The sequence below is a fragment of the Halomonas sp. BC04 genome (genome assembly GCF_000568385.1).
In genome coordinates this window covers 1-20,510 of the sequence record NZ_AZQX01000085.1, presented here as the reverse complement: position 1 = coordinate 20,510, position 20,510 = coordinate 1, and the positions used below count along the sequence as shown (strand labels likewise).

Below are 20,510 nucleotides of genomic sequence, written 5' to 3'. Positions count from 1 at the left end.
AGTACACCAAGCTGCGAGAAATCAAACGGCCGTATGAAACTGGGCACTCCTCCAACGCCAACCTCTGTGTGGAGATTCGTGGATGATTTATCAAGGCAATGCCATCACGGTGGCACGCGGTACCAAGACCGGGGGCGACGACATCGCCATGCTCACCTTCGACCTGAAGGGTGAGTCCATCAATAAGCTGTCCAGCGCAGTCGTGGCCGAGCTGGACGATGCCGTCAAGGCGATCCAGGGCGAGAGCGGCCTCAAGGGGCTGGTCATCGGCAGCGCCAAGGGTGTCTTCATCGTGGGCGCCGATATCACCGAATTCCATGGTCTGTTCGATAAGGGCGAAGAGTATCTGGTCGAGATGAACCTCAAGGTTCATGACATCTTCAACGCCATCGAAGACCTGCCGTTCCCCACGGTCACCGCCATCAATGGCCTGGCGCTGGGCGGTGGCTGTGAGGTGACCCTGACCACCGATTTTCGCGTCATGGGTGAAAAGGCCAAGATCGGCCTGCCCGAGACCAAGCTGGGTATCCTGCCGGGCTGGGGCGGATGCGTGCGCCTGCCGCGGATGATCGGGGCCGACAACGCCATCGAATGGATCGCCGGCGGCACCGAGAACCGTGCCGATGCCGCGCTCAAGATGGGTGCCGTCGATGCCGTGGTACCGAACGAATCGCTCGAAGACGCCGCACTGGATATTCTGGCGCGTGCCTTCAGCGGCGAACTGGACTACCAGGCGCGGCGCGACGAGAAGAAAGGGCCGCTCAAGCTCAATCCCATCGAACAGATGATGGTCTTCGAGACCGCCAAGGGCTACGTCAAGGGCAAGGCGGGGCCGCACTACCCGGCACCGGTGGAAGCGATCAAGGTGATCCAGAAGGCGCCGGTGAAGAGCGTGCTCGTGCCCAGGCCATCGAGGCCAAGGCCTTTGCCAAGCTGGCGCTGAGCGATGTTGCCTTCAACCTCGTGGGGCTTTTCCTCAACGATCAGGTGGTCAAGAAGAAGGCCGGCAAGTACGAGAAGCAGGCCAGGGCGGTCAAGCAGACCGCCGTGCTGGGCGCCGGCATCATGGGTGGCGGCATCGCCTACCAGAGCGCCTCCAAGGGCACGCCCATCCTGATGAAGGACATCAAGGAAGAGGCTATCGAGCTGGGTCTCAAGGAGTCGCGCAAGCTGTTCGCCAAGCAGGCCGAGCGCGGCAAGCTGACCACCGAGCAGATGGCCGAGAAGCTGACCCATATTCGTCCGACCCTCTCCTATGGTGATTTCGGTCATGTCGACCTGGTGGTCGAGGCGGTGGTCGAGAACCCCAAGGTGAAGGATGCGGTGCTGACCGAAGTGGAAGGCCTGGTGGGCGAGGAGACCATCCTTACTTCCAACACCTCGACTATCTCCATCACTCGCCTGGCCCAGAACCTCAAGCGGCCCGAGAATTTCTGCGGCATGCACTTCTTCAACCCGGTGCATCGCATGCCCCTGGTCGAGGTGATCCGTGGCGAGAAGACCGGCGACGCCGCCGTGGCGGCTACCGTGGCCTATGCCCGTGCCATGGGCAAGACGCCCATCGTGGTCAACGACTGCCCGGGGTTCCTGGTCAATCGTGTGCTCTTCCCCTACTTCGGCGGCTTCAGCCTGCTGGTGGAGCAGGGCGCCGACTTCCAGCACATCGACAAGGTGATGGAGAAGTTCGGCTGGCCCATGGGGCCGGCCTACCTGCTCGACGTGGTGGGCATGGATACCGCCGTTCACGCGGGTGAAGTGATGGCAGAAGGCTTCCCCGAGCGCATGGCCCAGATGAGTGGCAAGGAGACCAAGACGGCAATCCAGGTGATGTACGAGAACGAGCGCCTGGGGCAGAAGAACGACAAGGGCTTCTACGCCTACGAGGAAGATCGCAAGGGCAAGCCGAAGAAGGTCAGCGACGATGACGCCTACGCGCTGGTCAAGCAGGTGGTGAAGGAGCAGAAGACATTCTCGGACGACGACATCATCGCTCGCATGATGGTGCCGCTGTGCCTGGAGACCGTACGCTGCCTGGAGGATGGCATCGTCGAGACACCGGCCGAAGCCGACATGGCGCTGATCTATGGCATTGGTTTCCCGCCCTTCCGCGGTGGCGCGCTGCGCTACATCGACGCCATGGGTGTCGGCGAGTTCGTCAAGCTGGCCGAGGGGCTCGCCGATGAGCTGGGGCCGCTCTACGCCCCCACCGACAAGCTGCGCAAGATGGCCGAAGCCGGCGAACGCTTCTATTCCCAGGCCCAGGGCTGAATCCACCACGAGCAGGAGGTGAGTTGAAATGAGTTTGAATCCGAGAGATATCGTGGTGGTCGACGGCGTTCGTACTGCCATGGCGAAGGCCAAGAATGGCGCGTTCCGCAATGTGCGAGCCGAGAACCTCTCCGCTGCGGTGATGCAGGCGCTGTTCGATCGCAATCCCAATATGGATCCGTCCGAAGTGGACGACGTGATCTGGGGCTGCGTCAACCAGACCCTCGAACAGGCCATGAACATAGCCCGTAACGCGGCGATCATGACCGGTATCCCCCGCAGCGTACCGGCCCAGACCGTCAACCGTCTGTGTGGCTCTTCCATGACCGCGCTGCATATCGCCGCGGCCAACATCAAGGCCGGCATGGGTGACTTCTATATCATCGGCGGCGTCGAGCACATGGAGCACGTGCCCATGGCCCACGGTGTCGACGTCAACCCGGCGGCCAGCAAGTATGCTGCCAAGGCGGCCATGATGATGGGCCTGACCGCCGAGTTGCTGGGCAAGATGCACGGTGTCACCCGCGAGGAGCAGGACAAGTTCGGCGTGCGTTCGCACCAGCGTGCCCTGGCGGCCAACGAGAAGGGTTATTTCGACAACGAGATCATCGGTGTCGAAGGTCATGACCAGCGGGGCTTCAAGACCCTGTTCAAGCATGATGAAGTCGTGCGCAGCGATGCCAGCCTGGAGAAGATGGCCGAGCTCAAGCCAGTCTTCGACCCGCGGGGCGGCACCGTCACCGCAGGGACTTCCTCGGCGCTCTCCGTGGGTGCCGCGGGCATGGCGGTGATGAGCTACGAGCGTGCCCAGGCGCTGGGTCTCGAGCCGATCGCCAGGGTATTGTCGACCGGCGTAGCCGGCTGCGATGCCTCGATCATGGGCTACGGCCCGGTTCCCGCCTCGCAGAAAGCGCTCAAGGCGGCAGGTCTCTCCTCTGCCGACATCCAGACCGTGGAACTCAACGAGGCCTTTGCCGCCCAGGGTATCCCGGTGCTCAAGGACCTTGGTTTCCTCGACGCCATGGACGAGAAGGTGAACCTCAACGGTGGCGCCATCGCCCTGGGCCATCCGCTGGGCTGCTCCGGTGCTCGTATCAGCACCACGCTGCTCAACGTGATGCAGCAGCGTGATACCACGCTGGGCCTGGCCACCATGTGTATCGGCATGGGGCAGGGCGTGGCGACGGTATTCGAACGCTTGAAGTAAGTCCTTCCAGCAGTTGGTGGCCCCCCTCCTTCGGGAGGGGGCCTTTTTCATGGGATTCGTTGACGACCTGTTCGCCGAACAATAAGATGCATGTTTTATGCATCTTTTAATTCCACTGCAGAGGTCACCCCCATGAGCCGGCTCAAGAACCTGTTCAAGAAGGACAAGGTAGAAGAGAAGCAAGTCGTGCAGACCCAGGAGCCGGTTCCGGCAACAGCGTCAGGTACGGATGCCAGTGCGGGCGAAGCTGCCAGCGCCGACGCAGAAAAGAAGGCAAAACATGGGGAGCCTGGCGTGTGCTGCGGGTCCTGTCACTAACCCGGGCCAGCACTTGTAAGATAGTCATCACCAAACGATCAGCAGCGGGCGTGCCCTTCCAGGCATGCCCGTTTTTCATGGGTCGCTGAGTCGACCGGTAGTGGCTATCGGTGTGCTACAGCACGCCCGCCTCGAGCCCCGCTGCCAGATAGAGGCCTAGCTCCTCAACCTGGTCGACGAAGGATTCTTGCCATTCGCCGCGCAGAATCAGCGGTGCCTGCACCCACTTCCAGCGAAGCCCGGTGACGATGCCTTCCACCGCCCGGCGTGTGCCCGTGCCATCATGCCCGGCGCGGACATAGAGGGCGCAGGGCAGCCCCTGTTTCTCTTCCAGTACCGGGTAGTAGCAGCGGTCGAAGAAATCCTTCAGCGCACCGCTCATGTAGCCCAGGTTTTCGGTGGTCCCCAGCAGGATGGCATCGCAGGCCCGCACGTCGTCGGGTCCCGTTTCCAGGGGGGGCTTGACGATGACGTCCACCGTCTCGACCTCGGGGTGTCGTGCCCCGCGTTCGGCGGCTTCGCGGAGCCTCTGCGTATTGGGGGAGGGCGCATGGGCCACGATCAGAAGCTGTTTCATATTGACAGTCTAACGGCTTTTTCCGACGCTGTTTCAGCACCTCGCCTATTCTCTTCCAAGCGCTGAAATCACGCGTACGATTTACAGGAACCATTCACAAGCTATTTACCGGAACGATCACTGGAACCAAGGAGGACGTCTGCAATGGCCTTTGCACTGTCGAACATGCAGCTGGAGAGTTCTGCATTCAACGCCCATGGCGCGATACCGGAGAAATTCACCGGTGAGGGAGATGATGTGTCACCGGCGTTGAGCTGGCACGATGCGCCTGATAACGCCAGGGGGTATGCCATCATCTGCCACGACCCGGATGCCCCCCTGGTGCAGAACGGTGGCTACGGGTTCGTCCATTGGCTGCTCTATAACCTGCCGGGCTCGACCACCTCCCTGGCGGAGAACACCGGTGAAGGCACCCGGGGCAAGAACGATTTCGGCAACATGGGCTATGGTGGCCCCATGCCGCCGGAAGGACACGGACAGCATCACTACTACTTCTGGGTGCTGGCCCTGGACAAGCCGACCGACCTTCCGGAAGGCCTCGGCCTGCCCGAGCTGCTCAAGCAGCTCGAGCCCCACCTGCTGGGCATGAACCGCCTGATCGGAACCTACGAGCGAACCTGAAGCAAGGCGCGCTTAGGTAGCCTCACGCGCAGCGCTCCCGACCCGGGGCGGGCCTCGCGTTGGCAGTTTTCCACTTGAACAGAGAGGTCGAAGCGTTGAACGCAGCGAGCGACCTCTCGCTTGGCAGATGGGCTCGGAACGATTATCTCGGCGAACATTTCGGCACAGTCAAGAAAGGGGCTATGCCAAGTGTTTACAGCCGCAATGTCATGAAACAAAGTCGCTTTGCATGGCGCTACCGGAGTGTCTAGGGTGGGATTACCCATCAGGAAATGGGTGGTTCCAGATGATCAAGGAGGAGCATGCAATGAACGACGCTCAGGATCTGTTTCCGACCCGGTTGGAGCGTAAACTGGGAATGTTTGAGCGCATCGACCCCGTTGTATATAGCGAGGGAGCGCGACGCCGGGATGGCCCGCTGAACGAGGAGCAGCTCAGAGAGTACGAGCAGAAGGGTTTTCTCTCCTTCGAGGATTATTTCGACAAGGGGGAGATGGACGCCTTCATTCAGGAGTTGAGTGACTACGAGGAGGATGAAGACCTCAAGCTTTCCGAGGGCACTGTGCTCGAGCCCGGGCGCCAGGAGATCCGCTCGATCTTCGGAATCCATGAAATTTCCGAACGCTTCAGCCGCTTGACCCGGGATCCGCGACTGCTGGCGATGGTCCAGCAACTGCTGGGCAGTGACGTCTATATCCATCAGTCACGCATCAACTACAAGCCCGGATTCAAGGGCAAGGGCTTCAACTGGCACTCCGATTTCGAGACCTGGCACAGTGAAGACGGCATGCCCCGCATGCGCTCGTTGAGCTGCTCGATCATCCTGACAGAGAACGGCGAGTTCAACGGGCCGCTGATGCTGGTGCCCGGCTCCCACAATTTCTTCATTCCCTGCGTGGGACGCACTCCCGAAGACAACTACAAGGCGTCCCTGAAGAGCCAGGACATTGGCGTGCCTGACAATGCCAGCCTGCGCAAGCTGATGCTGGAGGGGGACATCGAGGCGCCCAAGGGGGGGCCGGGTTCGCTGGTGCTGTTCGAATGCAACACCATGCACGGTTCCAACATGAACATGTCCTGCTGGCCCAGGAGCAACCTTTTCTTCGTCTATAACAGCGTCGAGAATGGCTTGTTGAACCCTTTCTGTGGCAACCGGCCTCGCCCTGAGTTTCTGGCCAACCGCTCTGACTGGAGCCCGTTGAGGCCTATCAGCTAGGGATCGGGTAATACGCATGGGGCCCTGCGGGATGGGTTTGCCGGCCGACCGGCACTAGAGTAGCCTCCCAGGCTGAAGAGGCCGACCGATAGGTGCGTGATGAGGCAAGGCTACGTGGCTCAGACAGGCAGGGACCAGCACCGTCCGCGGTGGCTTTTGCGCGGATTTCGGCGCCTGGCACCGGGCATATTGATGATGGCGGTCGGCCTGCTGTCATCGGGCTGCGCCATGATGGCCCCATCGCCGCCGCAGGACCAGACCAATATCTGCAAGATATTCCATGAACAGCCGAAGTGGTACGACTACGCACGCGAAGCGGAAGAGCAGTGGGGCACTCCCATCGCCACCCAGATGGCCTTCATTCAACAGGAGTCCTCCTTCAGGAGTCATGCTCGACCGCCCAGGAATCGCATCCTGGGCTTCATCCCCGGGGGGCGGCCATCCTCGGCGCGAGGCTATTCGCAGGCTCTGGATCCGGTCTGGGGTGAGTACCGGGAGGAGGCGGGCAGTGCCCTGGCACGCCGCAGCCATATGAAGCACGCCACCGACTTCATTGGCTGGTACAACCGCCGCACCCATGATCAGCTCGGCATATCGCTGCAGAATCCCGAACACCTCTACCTGGCCTATCACGAAGGCCAAGGGGGTTACCGTCGAGGCACTTTCCGCAGCAAGCCTCAGGTTATCCGGGCGGCCAGCCAGGTGAGTGCACGGGCCGCACGTTACCAGTCGCAGCTGCCTGCCTGCGAAGCGGAGCTTCGTTGCCGCCGCTTTTACCAGTTCGGTCCCTTCTGCTCGACGGGATGATCTATGCTGGCGCATAGCTCCGCGCTTCCCGCTAGCCCGCGGCAATCCATTTCGCGAGGAGGTTGCCAATGGTCGAGCATGCGTCCGATCCACACTCTTCATGTCAAGCGAGTCAGCCATCGGAGCGGGACAAGGTGGCGTTTCTCTCCACTCAGGCCTCCTATCACGGGACCACGGGCGAGGTGGAGGTCCGTGAGACGCACATGGCGTGGGTCTTTCTGGTAGACGATCGGGCCTACAAGCTAAAGAAGCCACTCGCTTATGGCCATGGCGACGGGCGCTCGCTGACGATGCGCGAGTTCCTCTGCCGCGAGGAGGTGCGCCTCAATCGTCGCTTGGCGCCGGATGTCTATCTCGACGTCGTGCCACTGGGGCTGGACCTGGCCGGTAATCTCGTCCTGCGCGGCAGGGAGCGCGTCGTCGACTGGTTGGTGGTGATGCGTCGCCTGCCGGAGCCTCTGTTGCTGGATGTGGCTTTGAAGAAGGAAAGCGTCCTCCCCGCAGACATCGATCGCGTCGCCGAGCTCCTCATTGACTTCTATCGCGGACTCAAGGCCGAGCCCATTTCGCCCGACGCCTACCTCGACCACTTTGCTCGAGAGCACGCCAGCAACCGGGAGGTGCTTGAGGACGAGCGACTTTCGCTGCCGCGAGAGAGGGTGAAGGCTGTTCTTTCCCGGCTTGAGCATCTGATCGAGGAGGTGCCGGATCTGCTTGGAGACCGCGCCCGGCAGGGGCGCATCGTCGAAGGGCACGGCGACCTGCGTCCCGATCATGTCTGTCTCTCGCGGCCTCCAGTGATTATCGACTGCCTCGAGTTCAGCCATGCCCTGCGCCAGGTGGACCCCTTCGACGAGTTGAGCTTCCTGGGCATGGAGTGCGAGCGGCTGGGGGCGGGCTGGATTGGGCCCCAGCTTCTCGAGCGCTGTACTCGGGCGCTGCACGACTCTCCCGACCCCAGGCTGCTGGCGTTCTATACCGCTTATCGAGCTTGTCTTCGGGCGCGCTTGACGCTGCTGCACCTGCTCGAGCCTGACCCGCGCAAGCCGGAAAAATGGCGGGCGAGGGCCAGGGAGTATCTGGCTCTTGCCGAGCGGGCCTGCCATGTCCTTAACGTCCCTTGAGCAGGACATCTGCCCTGGCCGGACCGGGCGCTGGCCAGGCCTAGGGTGATGTGCTCCCGGCGCAATTCGCCATGTCATTCACTATTCCGGGGCCTTCAATATTCAGGCCCTTCCAGCAACTCGCTGAGCGAGCGGTTTTCATGGACGCGTCGAATCGCCTCGGCAAAGAGCGGTGCGGCGCTGACCACCTCCAGATGATGATGGACGACCTGGTCGTCCAGCCGGGTCGGCGGGATCGTATCCGTGACGATTATCTTGGCAAGCGCCGGGTCGCTGATGACGTGGCCTGCATCCCCAACGAAGAGACCGTGTGCCGCCAGGCCGTAAACCGTCTGTGCGCCGCGTTCCCGACAGGCTCTTGCGGCACGCAGCAATGTGCCGCCCGAGCTGACCAGGTCGTCCACCACCAGCACCGTGGCGTTATTCACCTCGCCGGCCAGCAGGGTGCCGCTGACTTCGCCTTCACTGCGACGTTTTTCCATGAAAGCCAGGCCCACGTCCCTGTCCAGCATGGCCGCCAGCATCTCTTGAAAGCCCTGGGCCCGTTTTACACCGCCTGGATCGGGGGAGGCCACCACCACAGGCCCCTCGCCACAGCGCTCCATCATATGAGTGGCGAATAGTCGGCGGGTATCGAGGGTATGGGAGAGGCAGCGAAAGGCGTTCTGGAATGCCGCGGGATTGTGTACGTCGAGGGACATGATCCCATCGATACCCATGGTTTCCAGCAGCATGGCCAGATAGCGGGAGGTGACCGGGTCGCGCGTCTTGGTGCGACGGTCCTTGCGGGCATAGGCGAGATAAGGGGCCACTGCGGTGACCCTCCGGGCTCCGGCTTCGCGGACGGCTCCGAGGAAGAACAGCAACCTGCAGAGCCGCTCGTTGACGCTCTGTTCGGGGTTGCCGTTCAGGCTCTGCAGCACGTAGACATCGTCGCCGCGCACGCTGACCAGCGGCCGCGCCTTGTGCTCGCCATCTTCGAAGTCTCGCTCTTCATGGTCGGCAAGGACGACATCCAGTTCTCGGGCCACGGCTTCCCCGAAGGGGCGGCTGGCATTGAGTGCAAAGAGTTTCATGCTGCTCAATATAGGACAGTCCGGCCCAATTGAGCCAAGACGCTGTCATCGACAACCGTTGGGAAGCTGTCAGCGGTGTGCCTTGAGCCTCAGGCGAACGTAGTCGGCGGTCCAGTTTCCGTGGCTGTCGCACAGGGTATGGGATAGCAGGCGCAGGGCATCGTCGAGGATCGCTTCGCGCACCTCTTCATCGAGCCCGTGGAGGAAGGCATTGGCGAAGGTGGCAAGCCATCCGGACATCCCGGTGGGCAAAGGGGTGGGGCGTGGTATCAGTTCGATGGTATCGATGGTGAAGCCGGCGGCCCTCAGGCTGGTGCCGTACTCTTCCACCGTCGGAAAGAACCAGGGAAAGCGTGCCGTGCCACTGATCCCACGAGCCTGCAGCGCTGCCAGGATGGCGGTACAGATGGCGGCGACATTGCCGTGACCGCCGAACTCGGCGACGAAGCGTCCCCCGGGCTTGAGGGCGCGATGTATGCTGGCGATCACGGCTTCATGGTTGAGCATCCAGTGCAGTGCGGCATTGCTGAAAACGGCATCGAACTCATGATCGAAGGGCAGGTGGTGGGCGTCCACCACGCGCGCGTCAAGGCCGCGTGCCCGGGCCGCCTCGATCATATCGGGAGAGGCATCCACGCCGATGACCGTGGCGCCCGACCTGGCCAGGGCTTCGGTCAGGTTGCCATCGCCGCATCCCAGGTCGAGGATACGCTCGCCGGCCTTCGGGTCCAGCAGCTCGGCCACCTCACCACCCAGTGCGGGGACGAAATCGGCGTGGTGGGCATAGCGACTGGCTTGCCATTGCTGCCCAGGTGCGTTGTGGGGGGCGTCATTCATTGTGGGCTCCGGGGGAGTCGTTCGCGGCGCGAGCCGCCAGCTCCTGGGGTAGCAGGGCGGCGTGGATCAATTCATTGGTCGGAGTCTCAATGCCCACGGCACGGCCGAGCCGCACCACGGCACCATTCTGCGATTCCAGCTCCGAGGGCTGGCCGGCCATGATGTTGCGCTGCATGGAGGAGGTGCTCTCGGCCGGCATGGCATCGATGAACTGCATGGCACGGGCGGCAGCGTCGTCGGGAAAGGCCACGCCATGGGCACGAGCGACGGCATCGATCTCCTCGAGCATGCGTTCGATGATGAGGCGTGTCTCCGGTAGCTGTCGCGTCACTCCGATGGGTGAGCGGGTGATGCTACCTATGCCGCTCATGGCGCAGATGAACAGGAATTTGCTCCACTGGGCAACCTTGATGTCATCCGGTATCTCGGCGCTGACACCCCGGGCCTGGTCGAAGGCTGCCTTGAGTCGGGAAATCCGCTCGCTGCTGTGGTTGTCGCGCTCGCCGAAGCGAACGAATGGGTCGACGCCGGCATGGCGCACATGTCCCGGGGCCTCGATCCACGCCAGGATACCGCACAACCCGTCGATCACCGGGCCTTTGCCCAGCACTTCGGCCAGCGTGTCGGCAGCTTCGACCCCGTTTTCCAGGGGCAGCACGACGGTATCCGGCCCGACCATCGGGCGCATCGCTTCCGCCGCCTCGCGTACCTGCCACGCCTTTACCGCCACGATCACACAATCCACTACGCCGACGCACGCCGGGTCGTCGGAGGCCTGGGCAGGATGTATCGACACATCTCCCTTGATGCTGGTGACGGCCAATCCATCCTGGCGGATCGCTGCGAGGTGCTCGCCACGGGCGATGAAGGTCACGTCCTCGCCCGCTTCAGCCAGGCGAGCCCCGAAGTAGCCGCCCACACCGCCGCTACCCATGATCGCGAATCTCATCTTGCCTCCTTCGGTTGGGATAACACCCGTGGGTTATGAGTATCAGGATAGTGATAATGTCGATCAATGGCCGCACCGTTGATCAAGCCGACTTGTCCGATATCAAGCGGTCACGTCATTGCGCTGCCTTTGCCGGTGGAATTGATGCAGACTTGAGCGAGGCATAGTGCATAAGCGAGCAATCGGACCATGAACAAGCCCTCTCGTCCTGCTCCTGTCGCAACGGAAGGTACCCTGCAGGAGAACGGACTACCGCTCACGCTAAGGCGTGTTGCCATCGATACGTATCGCGAAAACGTCGCCTACCTGCACCGTGAGTGCGACCTGTATCGGGCCGAGGGCTTCCAGGCGCTCTCCAAGGTTGAGGTGCGGGCCAACGGTCGGTGCATCCTGGCGAGTCTCAACGTGGTGGACGACACCGCCATTGTCGGCCATGTCCAGCTCGGCCTCTCCGAGGACGCTTTCGCTTCCCTCGGTGTCGAAGAAGGTCACGCGGTCAGTGTCTCCCAGGCGGAGCCGGCGATCTCGATTCCAGCCCTGCATCGCAAGATCGCCGGTGAGCGTCTGACACGCCAGGACTTCCAGGAGATCATTCAGGATATCGCGCATTTGCGCTACTCCAAGATCGAGTTGACCGCCTTCGTCGTTGCCTGTGACCTGGGCGAGCTCGACCGCGAGGAGGTGTTCTATCTCAGTGATGCCATGAGCCGGGTCGGGCGACGGCTCGACTGGCACGAGTACCCGGTGGTTGACAAGCACTGCATCGGGGGCATTCCCGGCAATCGCACCTCCATGCTGGTGGTGCCCATCGTCGCTGCCCACGGGCTGCTCTGTCCCAAGACATCATCGCGTGCCATCACGTCGCCCTCGGGTACTGCCGACACCATGGAGGTGCTGGCCAAGGTCGAGCTCCCCTTCGATGAGCTGGGTGAGTTGGTGCGGACTCACCGAGGCTGTCTGGCCTGGGGCGGAACCAGTGAGCTTTCACCGGCTGATGATGTCCTGATTGCGGTGGAACGCCCCCTCTCCATCGATTCGCCAGGTCAGATGGTCGCTTCGATTCTCTCCAAGAAAGTGGCTGCCGGTTCGACGCACCTGCTGCTCGATATCCCCGTTGGTCCTCTTGCCAAGGTGCGCTCCATGCCCGAGGCGAGGCGTCTACGCAAGCTATTCGAGTTCGTTGCCGGTCGCATGGGGTTGACGCTGGATGTGGTGATCACTGACGGCAGCCAGCCGGTTGGGCAGGGCATCGGTCCCGTGCTGGAGGCTCGTGACGTGATGCGAGTGCTTACCAACCATCCGGATGCGCCCATGGATCTGCGCCAGAAATCGCTGCGCCTGGCGGGGCGCATGCTCGAATTCGACCCTGATGTCCGTGGCGGCGACGGTTTCGGAATCGCCCGGGACATACTCGACTCGGGGCGTGCCCTGGAGAAGATGCAGTCGATCATTCGGGCTCAGGGGAAGAAGCCCTTTGACCTCGACAACCTCGCGCTTGCGCCCCATGACTTCGAGGTGCTGGCTGAGTCGGATGGCGTCGTCACCGCTATCGACAACCTTCGCCTGGCGCGCATCGCCCGCCTGGCCGGCGCCCCCAAGGCCAAGGGCGCCGGCGTCGACTTGTACGCCCGGATCGGTGATGAAGTCGAGAAGGGCCAGCCACTCTATCGCGTCTACGCGGCCTACCGCAGCGAGTGTGATTTCGCGCGTCAGTGTAGTGAGCGCGAAAGCGGCTACAGTATTGGCGAGGCCCACCGGATCAGTCCTATGAACGTGGAGTTTTGATGTCTGCCAGGATGCTCTATTTCAAGGAGGATGCCCTCTCGGCAGGGCGGGTTGCCGCCGCCGCGGGCATCGAGTCAATTGCCATTGACTGCCACCGATTTCCCGACGACGAACTCTGCCTGGCGCTGCCCTTTGTCGAGGCCAGCGAGTTTCCGGAAACCCTGGTGATCTTTCGCAGCCTTGACAGGCCAAACGAGAAACTCTTCGAATTGATGCTGATGGCTCGCCACTTGCGTCAGAACGGTGTGAAGCGGTTGGTCCTGGTGGCTCCGTACCTCGCCTACATGCGTCAGGACATCGCCTTCAACCCCGGCGAACTCGTCAGTCAGCAGCTGGTGGGGGGATTTCTCGCCGAGTGGTTTGATGCTGTGATCACCGTCGATCCCCATCTGCATCGCATCGAACGCCTCGAGCAGGCAATACCTGTGAAGCACGCCATTGCCCTCTCCGGCGCGCCGCGGCTGGCTGAGTTCATAGTACAACAGCGTGGACAGGCGCTGTTGATCGGTCCCGATGAAGAGTCGGCACAGTGGGTCGAAAGTGCAGCGGAGGGGTGCGGCCTCGAGCACGGGGTGTGTCGCAAGGTGCGCAAGGGTGATCGGGAGGTGGATATTGAACTGCCCCGGCTTGATATCACTGGCCGGCAGGTGGTGCTGATGGACGATATCGCCAGTTCCGGCCATACGCTGGCCCGCGCCGCAAGGCAGCTGTTCGATGCTGGCGCCGAGTCGGTGGATGTTGCCGTGACCCATGCGCTGTTTGCCGGGAACGCCCTGGAGGTCATCCAGTCCGCCGGGGTAGAAAACATCTGGAGCACCGACTGCATCGCCCATGACAGCAATGTCGTTGCCATGGCCCCGGTGCTGGCCAAGGCATTGGAGCAGGTACTGGGCGCGCTGGGTTGAACCATCCAGCAATGGCCCCATGATTTTCATCAGGACATCCGGCACCGTGGATGTCTCACCCTCGGAACAGGATTGTAGGATGACAGGACCGGATGAGGCTGGGAGTGCTTTCGTGGAAGGCGACGAAAAGCTGACGGTGGTAGGTATCGGTGCCTCGGCCGGCGGCCTTTCAGCGCTGAAGACGTTCTTCGCGAACTTGCCGGAGAGCACCGGGCTGACCTTCGTTGTCGTGATCCATCTCTCGCCGGAGCACGAGAGTCATCTGGCCGAACTGCTGCAGCCCTTCTGCAAGCTTCCCGTCCAGCAGGTCAACGAGACCGTGGCGCTGCTGGCGGATCATGTCTATGTCATACCACCGGGCCGTAATCTCAACAGCATCGACACTCACCTGCGGCTCTCCGATCTGGAGGCGGAACGCCGTGACCGGGCGCCCATCGACCATTTCTTTCGTACTCTGGCAGCCACCCACGACGGACATGCGGTCGGGGTGATCCTGACCGGCACGGGATCGGATGGGACACTGGGCATCAAGGAAATCAAAGGGCGCTTCGGCTTGACGATCGTGCAGGACCCCAACGAGGCCGAGTTCGACGGCATGCCGCAGAGTGCGATCTCCACTCGGCTCATCGATCGGGTATTGCCGGTCGCCGAGATACCGGGCGAGATCCTGCGCTATACGCATACGCAGCCCCGCATCGTGGTGCCCGAGGACGAAAGCGACCATTTCGATGAGGGGCAGCGGCAGATCCAGCGGCAGATATTTACCCAGATTCGCGCCCGTACCGGCAGAGACTTCAGCCGCTACAAGCGCTCCACCATCATGCGGCGTATCCAGCGGCGAATGCAGCTGAATCATGTCGAGGAGTTGGGGCGCTATCTCGAACTGCTGCGCGATCAGCCGCAAGAGGCCCGAGCGCTGGCGGAAGAAATTCTCATCACCGTGACCAATTTCTTCCGTGACCGGGAGGTCTTCGAGACGCTGGAGAATGACGTCATACCGCAGCTCTTCAAGAACAAGGGCCCGGATGAGTCGATTCGCCTCTGGTCGGTTGGCTGTGCCACCGGCGAGGAGGCCTATTCACTGGCGATTCTGCTGTTGGAGAGTGCGGCACACCTCGACAATCCGCCCCGCCTGCAGGTCTTTGCTTCCGACCTGCATGAGCCTTCTCTCAGGGTGGCCCGTGAAGGACTCTACTCCGGCGATATCGAGATCGACGTCTCCGCCGAGCGGGCACGCCGCTTCTTCATCAAGGAGGAGAGCGGCTTCAGGGTACGCAAGGAAGTGCGGGAACTGGTGGTCTTCGCCCCCCACAACCTGATGGGGGACCCTCCCTTTTCCAAGCTCGACTTGATTACCTGTCGTAACGTTCTTATCTACCTGCAGCGTGACGTGCAACGGGACGTGATCCAGGTCTTCCATTATGCCCTCAATCCCTCTGGCTACCTGGTGCTGGGCACCTCGGAGACTTCCGACCGCTCCGACCTGTTCCATCTCGAAAACAAGCGGCATTGCGTGTATCGCAAGCGCAATGTGCCCACCCATGCCCTGCAACTTCCGGTGTTTCCCTTTACACGAGGGTGGCACAACCACGCGGAAGCGCATCCCGACACAGACCCCAAGGCGCCGGTCTCCTATGGTGCCTTGCATCAGAAGATGGTGGAGCGCTATGCCCCGCCGAGCATTTTGCTCAACCCCGCCAACAAGGTCGTACACTTCTCCGAGAAGGCCGGGCGCTATCTGGTGCACCCGGGCGGCGAGCCGACCTTCAGTGTCTTCAAGTTGGTGCGCGAGGAGCTGCGCCTCGAGCTGCGTGCGGCGCTGGTTGCGGCCAGCAAGGAGGGATGTCCGGTTCGCTCCAAACCGATAAAGCTTCTTCTCGATGGTGAGCAGCGTCATCTCGTCATACATGTGCGCCCGGCCGAAGAGCGGGAGGAGCAGGACCTTACCCTGGTCATTTTCGAGGAGCTTACGGAATCGAAAGAAGAGGGCGGCGGGTCGAACAGGGGGAATGGCACATCGACAACGGAGCTTCAGGCGGAGCTGGAACTGTACAAGCAACGCCTGCAGACGGTGATCGAAGAATACGAGTCGGGCCAGGAGGAGATGAATGCGGCCAATGAGGAGCTGCAATCGGCCAACGAGGAACTGCGTTCGACCATGGAGGAGCTGGAAACCTCCAAGGAGGAGCTGCAGTCGATGAATGAAGAGCTGGCCACGGTCAATCAGGAAAATCGCCACAAGGTGGAAGAACTCAGCCAGCTCTCCAACGATTTGCAGAACCTGCTCAGCGCGACCGATATCGCCACGATCTTCCTCGACTCGGAATTTCGCATCCTGCGTTACACCCCCCAGGTGGGCAAGCTGTTCAATATCCGCATGACTGACCGTGGGCGGCCACTGTCTGACCTGACCCACCGTCTCGGGTATGACCGGCTGAACGGCGATGCACAGGACGTGCTCGCCAGGCTGGTACCGGTCGATCGCGAGGTACAGGACCTCGAAGGCAACTGGTACCTGACCCGGGTACGTCCCTACCGCAGCACCAGCGAACATATCGGTGGTGTGGTGATCACCTTCGTTGACATTACCGAGCGCAAGCGCTTCGAAGAGCAGCTGGCCGAAGCCAACCGAACGCTGGAGGCGCGGGTCAAGGAGCGTACCCAGCAGGTCAGCGAACTGGCGTCGAAGCTGACCATGGCCGAGCAGGAGGAGCGCCGGCGGGTCTCCCAGGTACTCCACGACGACCTTCAGCAGCTCCTTTACGGGATACAGATCAAGCTGCGCCTGGTCGAGGAGAAGCTCAGCAAAATGGGGCAACCGCAGCTGACCGAGCTGGTCGCGGATACCCGGTCGTGGATTCTTCAGGCCATCGAGAAGACACGGCAGCTGACTGTCGATCTCAGCCCACCCATCCTCAAGACCGAGGGGCTGGCCGAAGCACTGGAGTGGCTACAGAGCCAGATGCAGGAGCTCCATGGCCTGAAAGTGGAGATGACGATTCATCGGGCGCCGTACACCCCGGACCATGACCTGCGCGTCCTCGTCTTCCAGATCGTTCGTGAACTGCTGTTCAATGTGAAGAAGCATGCCGATGTGAATCGGGCACATATCGAACTCGATCAGACCCGCGAGCATATCCTGGTTCGAGTCAGCGACCTGGGCTGCGGTTTCGACCAGGCAATGATGGAGTCCGAGCATGAAATGGACCCCGGCTTCGGATTGGTTGCCGCCCGCGAGAGGCTAAAGTTTCTGGGTGGCGCCCTGCAGATCGATGCCACACCGGGCGAGGGAACTTCTATCCTGATAAAGGTACCGGCACGGCCGGACTGGTTGCAGGAGGCCCATGCGCCACCTCCCGCGAAAACCTGACTACTTCGGGAGCACGGATGCCATGATTAAAGTGCTTGTCGTCGAGGATCACGCCTTCATGCGTGACATGTTGCGGGAATTCATTGACCAGGAGGCAGATCTGGAAGTCTGCGAGACCGTCGATTCGGGCGAGGTCGCCCTCGAACGCCTCGATGAGACGGGGCCGGACCTGGTGCTGGTCGATCTCTCCCTGGGGGGTATCAGCGGGCTGGATCTGATCAAGTCGATCAAGGTGAGATACCCGGCGCTGAAGTGTGCGATCCTCTCCGGCCATGGTGAACGACGCTACGTCGACCAGGCCTTCGAGGCCGGCGCCGAAGGGTATATCCTGAAAGGCGATCCGGATGAGGTGCCGGACTCCATTCGCCAGATGATGCAGGGTCGGCGCTACGTCAGTAAAACCTTGTAAATGAAGGGGGCATCTTGTTCGAGAGTCAGTTGCATGGCTGGTTGATGCTGGGTAGGGAGGAGTGAGGCCAGCTTTGAGGCGGCGGCTTCCACGCTGGCGGATTGGCCTGCTGACTTCGCTGGTTGGCCTTGTCCTGATGCTTGTTCAACCCCAGTCTCTGGCGCAGGTGCCGGCACGTTCCGATGTCCCTTCGGGAACGCTGGGTACGGTGGGCTCGGATACCCTGGCCGGGCTGATGCTGCGCTGGGGTGAGCAGCTGACCCACCGTTATCCCGGCGTGCGCCTGCAGCTCCAGGTCAGCGGTTCCGCCAGTGCCCCTCCTGCGTTGACGGCCGGGACCACGCGCCTGGGCCCCATGTCGCGTCCCATGACCGATGAGGAACGCGAGGTATTCGTCGCGCGTCATGGCTATCCACCGCTGGAGGTCGAGGTGGCCCGCGATGCCCTGGCGGTGGTGGTACATCGCCATCATCCACTCGATGCCGTCCCACTGGAGGCGCTGGATGCGATATTCTCGCGCACCCGTCGCTGTGGCGCCGAGCACGCCATCGATCGCTGGGAACAGCTGAACCTGGATGAGCCGACCCGGCGTATCGAGCTGCATGGTCGCAACCTGGCTTCGGGCAGCTATGGACTGTTCCGCCAGCGGGCGCTGTGCGGCGGGGAGTATCGTCGCCGGCTCAACGAGCACCCCGGAGCAGCAGCCGTGGTAGCGGCGGTCACCGAAAGCTCCATGCCATCGGCTATGCCGGCCTCAACCACCTGACTCCCGGGGTAAAGGCGCTGGCCCTGGTGGATGCCGATGGAGCCGTCCACACCCCCGATACCGAGAGCGTGCAACGCGGTGATTATCCCCTGGGGCGCTCGCTCTATCTCTACCTCAATCTCCCCCCGGGCGAGGCATTGCCGGCGCCTGAGCGGGCCTTTCTCGACCTGGTGCTTTCTCCCCAGGGTCAGGAGACGGTAACGGCCCTGGGTTTCGTGGCCCTGCCCGAGGCGACAGTGGTACGTCAGCGGCTAGACCTTGGCCTGGGGCCGTGAGCCTGTCATCCAATTGTCATCAAGCCGTTATACACTTCTGCTCATGACCAAGCCCTTTCCCGCTTCTCCTTCACACCGGTCTCCCCGGCGGCATCTGCTCGATCGCCTGGCATCGGGGTTGATCGCGGCGGGCGGCATCGGCGTGATCCTGGCGGTGTTGGCCATCGGCGCCTTTCTGGTAATCGAAGTGGTGCCGTCGCTGTTCAGCGGTGCGCTGGGCCAGGAACAGATCAGCCGTTCGTTGACGCCGCTGGCATGGGGCACGCTGAAGGCGGCCCTCTGGGCGCTGGTGTTTGCTATTCCCATGGCGTTGGGTGCGGCCATTCACTCCGCCGTATACATGTCGCCACGTTTGCGCAGCCGGATAAAACCCACGCTGGAGCTGATGGAGGCCCTACCCGGGGTGGTGATCGGCTTCGTGGCTGGACTGGTACTGGCCCCCTGGGTGGAGCGCCACCTGGCCGGGGCTTTCGCTCTGCTGCTGGTGATGCCGCTGGGGATCCTGGCGGCGGGAGGCATATGGCGCCTGCTTGGGGTGGCAGTGCGCCATCGTCTGCCCCTGGCCTGGGCCGGACTCTGGCTGGTGCCCTGGCTGGCGATGTTGGGAGCGGCGGCGCTGGCGCTGGCACCCTGGCTGGAAACGTGGCTGTTCGCCGGCGACCTGCGCGGCTGGCTGGATGTCGAGCTGGGGATCGACTATGCCAGCCGCAATGCCTTGATCGTCGGTCTGGCCATGGGGTTTGCGGTCATGCCCAGCGTCTACGCCCTGGCGGAGGATGCCCTGTCGGGGGTGCCGAGCAGCCTGGGTGAGGGCGCCCAGGCCATGGGGGCAACCCGGTGGCAGACCCTGTGGAAGGTGGTATTGCCGGCGGCGGCGCCTGGCGTTTTCGCTGCGTGATGATCGGTGCAGGCCGTGCTGTGGGCGAGACCATGATCGTGCTGATGGCCAGTGGCAATGCCGCGTTGATGAGCCTCAGCCCGCTGGAGGGGATGCGATCCATGGCGGCGGGTATCGCCATCGAACTGCCCGAGGCGGTGCTGGGAAGCGATAGCTACCGGCTGCTGATCCTGGCCGCACTGCTGCTGTTCCTGTTCACCTTCCTGGTGAACACGCTGGCCGAAGTGGTGCGGAGCCGACTGCGGCGTCGCTACCGTCGGCTGGGAGATCTGTCATGAATCTGGCCACGCTGACTGGCCGCGTTCGACTCGCTCGGGGCGAAGGCCCCTGGGCCTGGCTGGCTGCCGGCAGCGTGGCGCTGTCGCTACTTCTGCTCGGGGGGCTGCTGACGCTGATTGCCGTGCGTGGCCTGGGTCATTTCTGGCCGGCATCCATGTCGCTGGTGGAGCTCGACGATGGCCAGGTGCTTGCCGGCCGTGCCGTGCGTGAACTGCCCCTGCCGGAAAGCGGTGGCCCAAGTGGGGGCAGGGAGCGGCTCTACTTCACCGGCAATCGCGATCTCCATGGCCATGTCTGGCGATGGGTGGAGGTCGGTCGCATCGTTGCAAGTGACCGCCCCCGGGAGCTCGTGGTCATGGAACGGCTTCAACATGGTGATTTCATCGGTCGCCTGGTCGAGGTGCGGCCTGCGGGGCAGGTGGCGGCTCTGTCGGTCGACGATGGCGACGGGGTCTGGGCGACGCTCCAGGCGCGTCTAACCGCGGTCGAGGTGCTGCGTGGCGAGCGCGATGATCTTGTGCATAGCGTGATCCAGCCGTTGGTGCGCCGACTCGAGAATGACCCCGACGATAGGGCGGCACAGCGCAGGCTGGTCGAGGCCGACGAGCGAATCCGTGGGCTTCAGGAGACCATGCGGGCGGATGTCGTGGTACTGGAGAGTGTCGATGGCCGGCGACTGGCCCTGTCTCTGGACGAGGTGTTGCGCGCCTGGCGACCCAATGCCATGTCGTTGCCGGAAAAGGTCGGCGCCTGGTCGCGGGGAGTGTGGCGGTTTCTTTCCGAAGGGCCGCGGGCAGCGAATACCGCCGGCGGCGTATGGCCG

16 protein-coding genes and 3 pseudogenes are annotated in these 20,510 nt (G+C 62.5%); 15 read left to right on the top strand and 4 right to left on the bottom strand.

Annotation, left to right across the window (positions count from 1 at the left end; translation table 11 throughout):
• Positions 1-82: 82 nt before the first annotated feature.
• From fadB to Q427_RS06290, 3 genes and pseudogenes are all read left to right on the top strand, one after another.
• Positions 83-2,268: pseudogene (gene fadB / locus Q427_RS06300) on the top strand (fatty acid oxidation complex subunit alpha FadB).
• A 28-nt stretch (positions 2,269-2,296) separates the two neighbouring features.
• Positions 2,297-3,475, top strand: a complete 1,179-nt coding sequence (fadA, locus tag Q427_RS06295; RefSeq protein WP_043512055.1) for an acetyl-CoA C-acyltransferase FadA — start codon at positions 2,297-2,299, stop codon at positions 3,473-3,475.
• A 132-nt stretch (positions 3,476-3,607) separates the two neighbouring features.
• Positions 3,608-3,793 carry a CCGSCS motif protein gene (locus Q427_RS06290; protein WP_043512054.1) on the top strand — a complete coding sequence of 62 codons (186 nt, stop codon included), beginning with the start codon at positions 3,608-3,610 and terminating at the stop codon, positions 3,791-3,793.
• 115 nt (positions 3,794-3,908) lie between these two features.
• Here Q427_RS06290 and Q427_RS06285 read toward each other — a convergent pair whose 3' ends face one another.
• Entirely contained in the window at positions 3,909-4,370 is a 462-nt protein-coding gene (locus Q427_RS06285; protein ID WP_043512051.1) for a flavodoxin family protein, read from the bottom strand.
• Between the two features lie 144 nt (positions 4,371-4,514).
• Here Q427_RS06285 and Q427_RS06280 point away from each other — a divergent pair, with 144 nt between their 5' ends.
• The 4 genes from Q427_RS06280 to Q427_RS06265 all read left to right on the top strand — a co-directional run bounded on the left by Q427_RS06280 (position 4,515) and on the right by Q427_RS06265 (position 8,138).
• A complete protein-coding gene (locus Q427_RS06280) occupies positions 4,515-4,991 on the top strand; it encodes a YbhB/YbcL family Raf kinase inhibitor-like protein (RefSeq protein WP_043512049.1) in 477 nt (158 codons plus the stop codon).
• 307 nt (positions 4,992-5,298) lie between these two features.
• Positions 5,299-6,207, top strand: a complete 909-nt coding sequence (gene thpD, locus Q427_RS06275) for an ectoine hydroxylase (RefSeq protein ID WP_043512095.1) — start codon at positions 5,299-5,301, stop codon at positions 6,205-6,207.
• 192 nt (positions 6,208-6,399) lie between these two features.
• Positions 6,400-7,014 (top strand): transglycosylase SLT domain-containing protein, encoded by a 615-nt coding sequence (locus tag Q427_RS06270; protein WP_197030528.1) that lies wholly within the window; start codon positions 6,400-6,402, stop codon positions 7,012-7,014.
• A 68-nt stretch (positions 7,015-7,082) separates the two neighbouring features.
• On the top strand, positions 7,083-8,138 hold the full coding sequence (locus Q427_RS06265) for a hypothetical protein (protein ID WP_051496176.1): 1,056 nt from the start codon (positions 7,083-7,085) through the stop codon (positions 8,136-8,138).
• A 95-nt stretch (positions 8,139-8,233) separates the two neighbouring features.
• On the opposite strand, the gene Q427_RS06260 is transcribed toward Q427_RS06265, so the two are convergent.
• The 3 genes from Q427_RS06260 to Q427_RS06250 form a co-directional block, all read right to left on the bottom strand.
• Positions 8,234-9,214 carry a ribose-phosphate diphosphokinase gene (locus Q427_RS06260; protein WP_197030527.1) on the bottom strand — a complete coding sequence of 327 codons (981 nt, stop codon included), beginning with the start codon at positions 9,212-9,214 and terminating at the stop codon, positions 8,234-8,236.
• 69 nt (positions 9,215-9,283) lie between these two features.
• Positions 9,284-10,051 carry a class I SAM-dependent methyltransferase gene (locus Q427_RS06255; protein ID WP_043512041.1) on the bottom strand — a complete coding sequence of 256 codons (768 nt, stop codon included), beginning with the start codon at positions 10,049-10,051 and terminating at the stop codon, positions 9,284-9,286.
• Positions 10,044-11,000, bottom strand: a complete 957-nt coding sequence (locus Q427_RS06250; protein ID WP_043512039.1) for a 2-dehydropantoate 2-reductase — start codon at positions 10,998-11,000, stop codon at positions 10,044-10,046. The genes Q427_RS06255 and Q427_RS06250 overlap by 8 nt, the downstream gene beginning before the upstream one ends.
• 189 nt (positions 11,001-11,189) lie before the next feature.
• On the opposite strand from Q427_RS06250, the gene Q427_RS06245 reads away from it, so the two are divergent.
• From Q427_RS06245 to Q427_RS06215, 8 genes and pseudogenes are all read left to right on the top strand, one after another.
• Positions 11,190-12,785: a thymidine phosphorylase family protein gene (locus Q427_RS06245; protein WP_081785852.1), complete on the top strand. Its 1,596-nt coding sequence runs from the start codon at positions 11,190-11,192 to the stop codon at positions 12,783-12,785.
• Positions 12,785-13,690 carry a ribose-phosphate diphosphokinase gene (locus Q427_RS06240; RefSeq protein ID WP_043512037.1) on the top strand — a complete coding sequence of 302 codons (906 nt, stop codon included), beginning with the start codon at positions 12,785-12,787 and terminating at the stop codon, positions 13,688-13,690. The genes Q427_RS06245 and Q427_RS06240 overlap by 1 nt, the downstream gene beginning before the upstream one ends.
• A 79-nt stretch (positions 13,691-13,769) precedes the next feature.
• Positions 13,770-17,060 carry a chemotaxis protein CheB gene (locus Q427_RS06235; protein ID WP_051496175.1) on the top strand — a complete coding sequence of 1,097 codons (3,291 nt, stop codon included), beginning with the start codon at positions 13,770-13,772 and terminating at the stop codon, positions 17,058-17,060.
• A gap of 22 nt (positions 17,061-17,082) precedes the next feature.
• Positions 17,083-17,469, top strand: coding sequence for a response regulator (locus Q427_RS06230; protein ID WP_081785855.1), 387 nt, complete (start codon positions 17,083-17,085; stop codon positions 17,467-17,469).
• Positions 17,470-17,605: 136 nt separating this feature from the next.
• Complete coding sequence (locus tag Q427_RS06225) at positions 17,606-18,235, top strand: substrate-binding domain-containing protein (protein WP_331280559.1); 630 nt, start codon at positions 17,606-17,608, stop codon at positions 18,233-18,235.
• A gap of 26 nt (positions 18,236-18,261) precedes the next feature.
• On the top strand, positions 18,262-18,510 hold the full coding sequence (locus Q427_RS36060; protein WP_331280558.1) for a hypothetical protein: 249 nt from the start codon (positions 18,262-18,264) through the stop codon (positions 18,508-18,510).
• A gap of 43 nt (positions 18,511-18,553) precedes the next feature.
• A pseudogene (locus Q427_RS06220) lies at positions 18,554-19,686 on the top strand (ABC transporter permease subunit).
• Positions 19,683-20,510, top strand: a pseudogene (locus Q427_RS06215) (phosphate ABC transporter permease PstA); the annotation flags it as partial. The pseudogenes Q427_RS06220 and Q427_RS06215, both read left to right, overlap by 4 nt.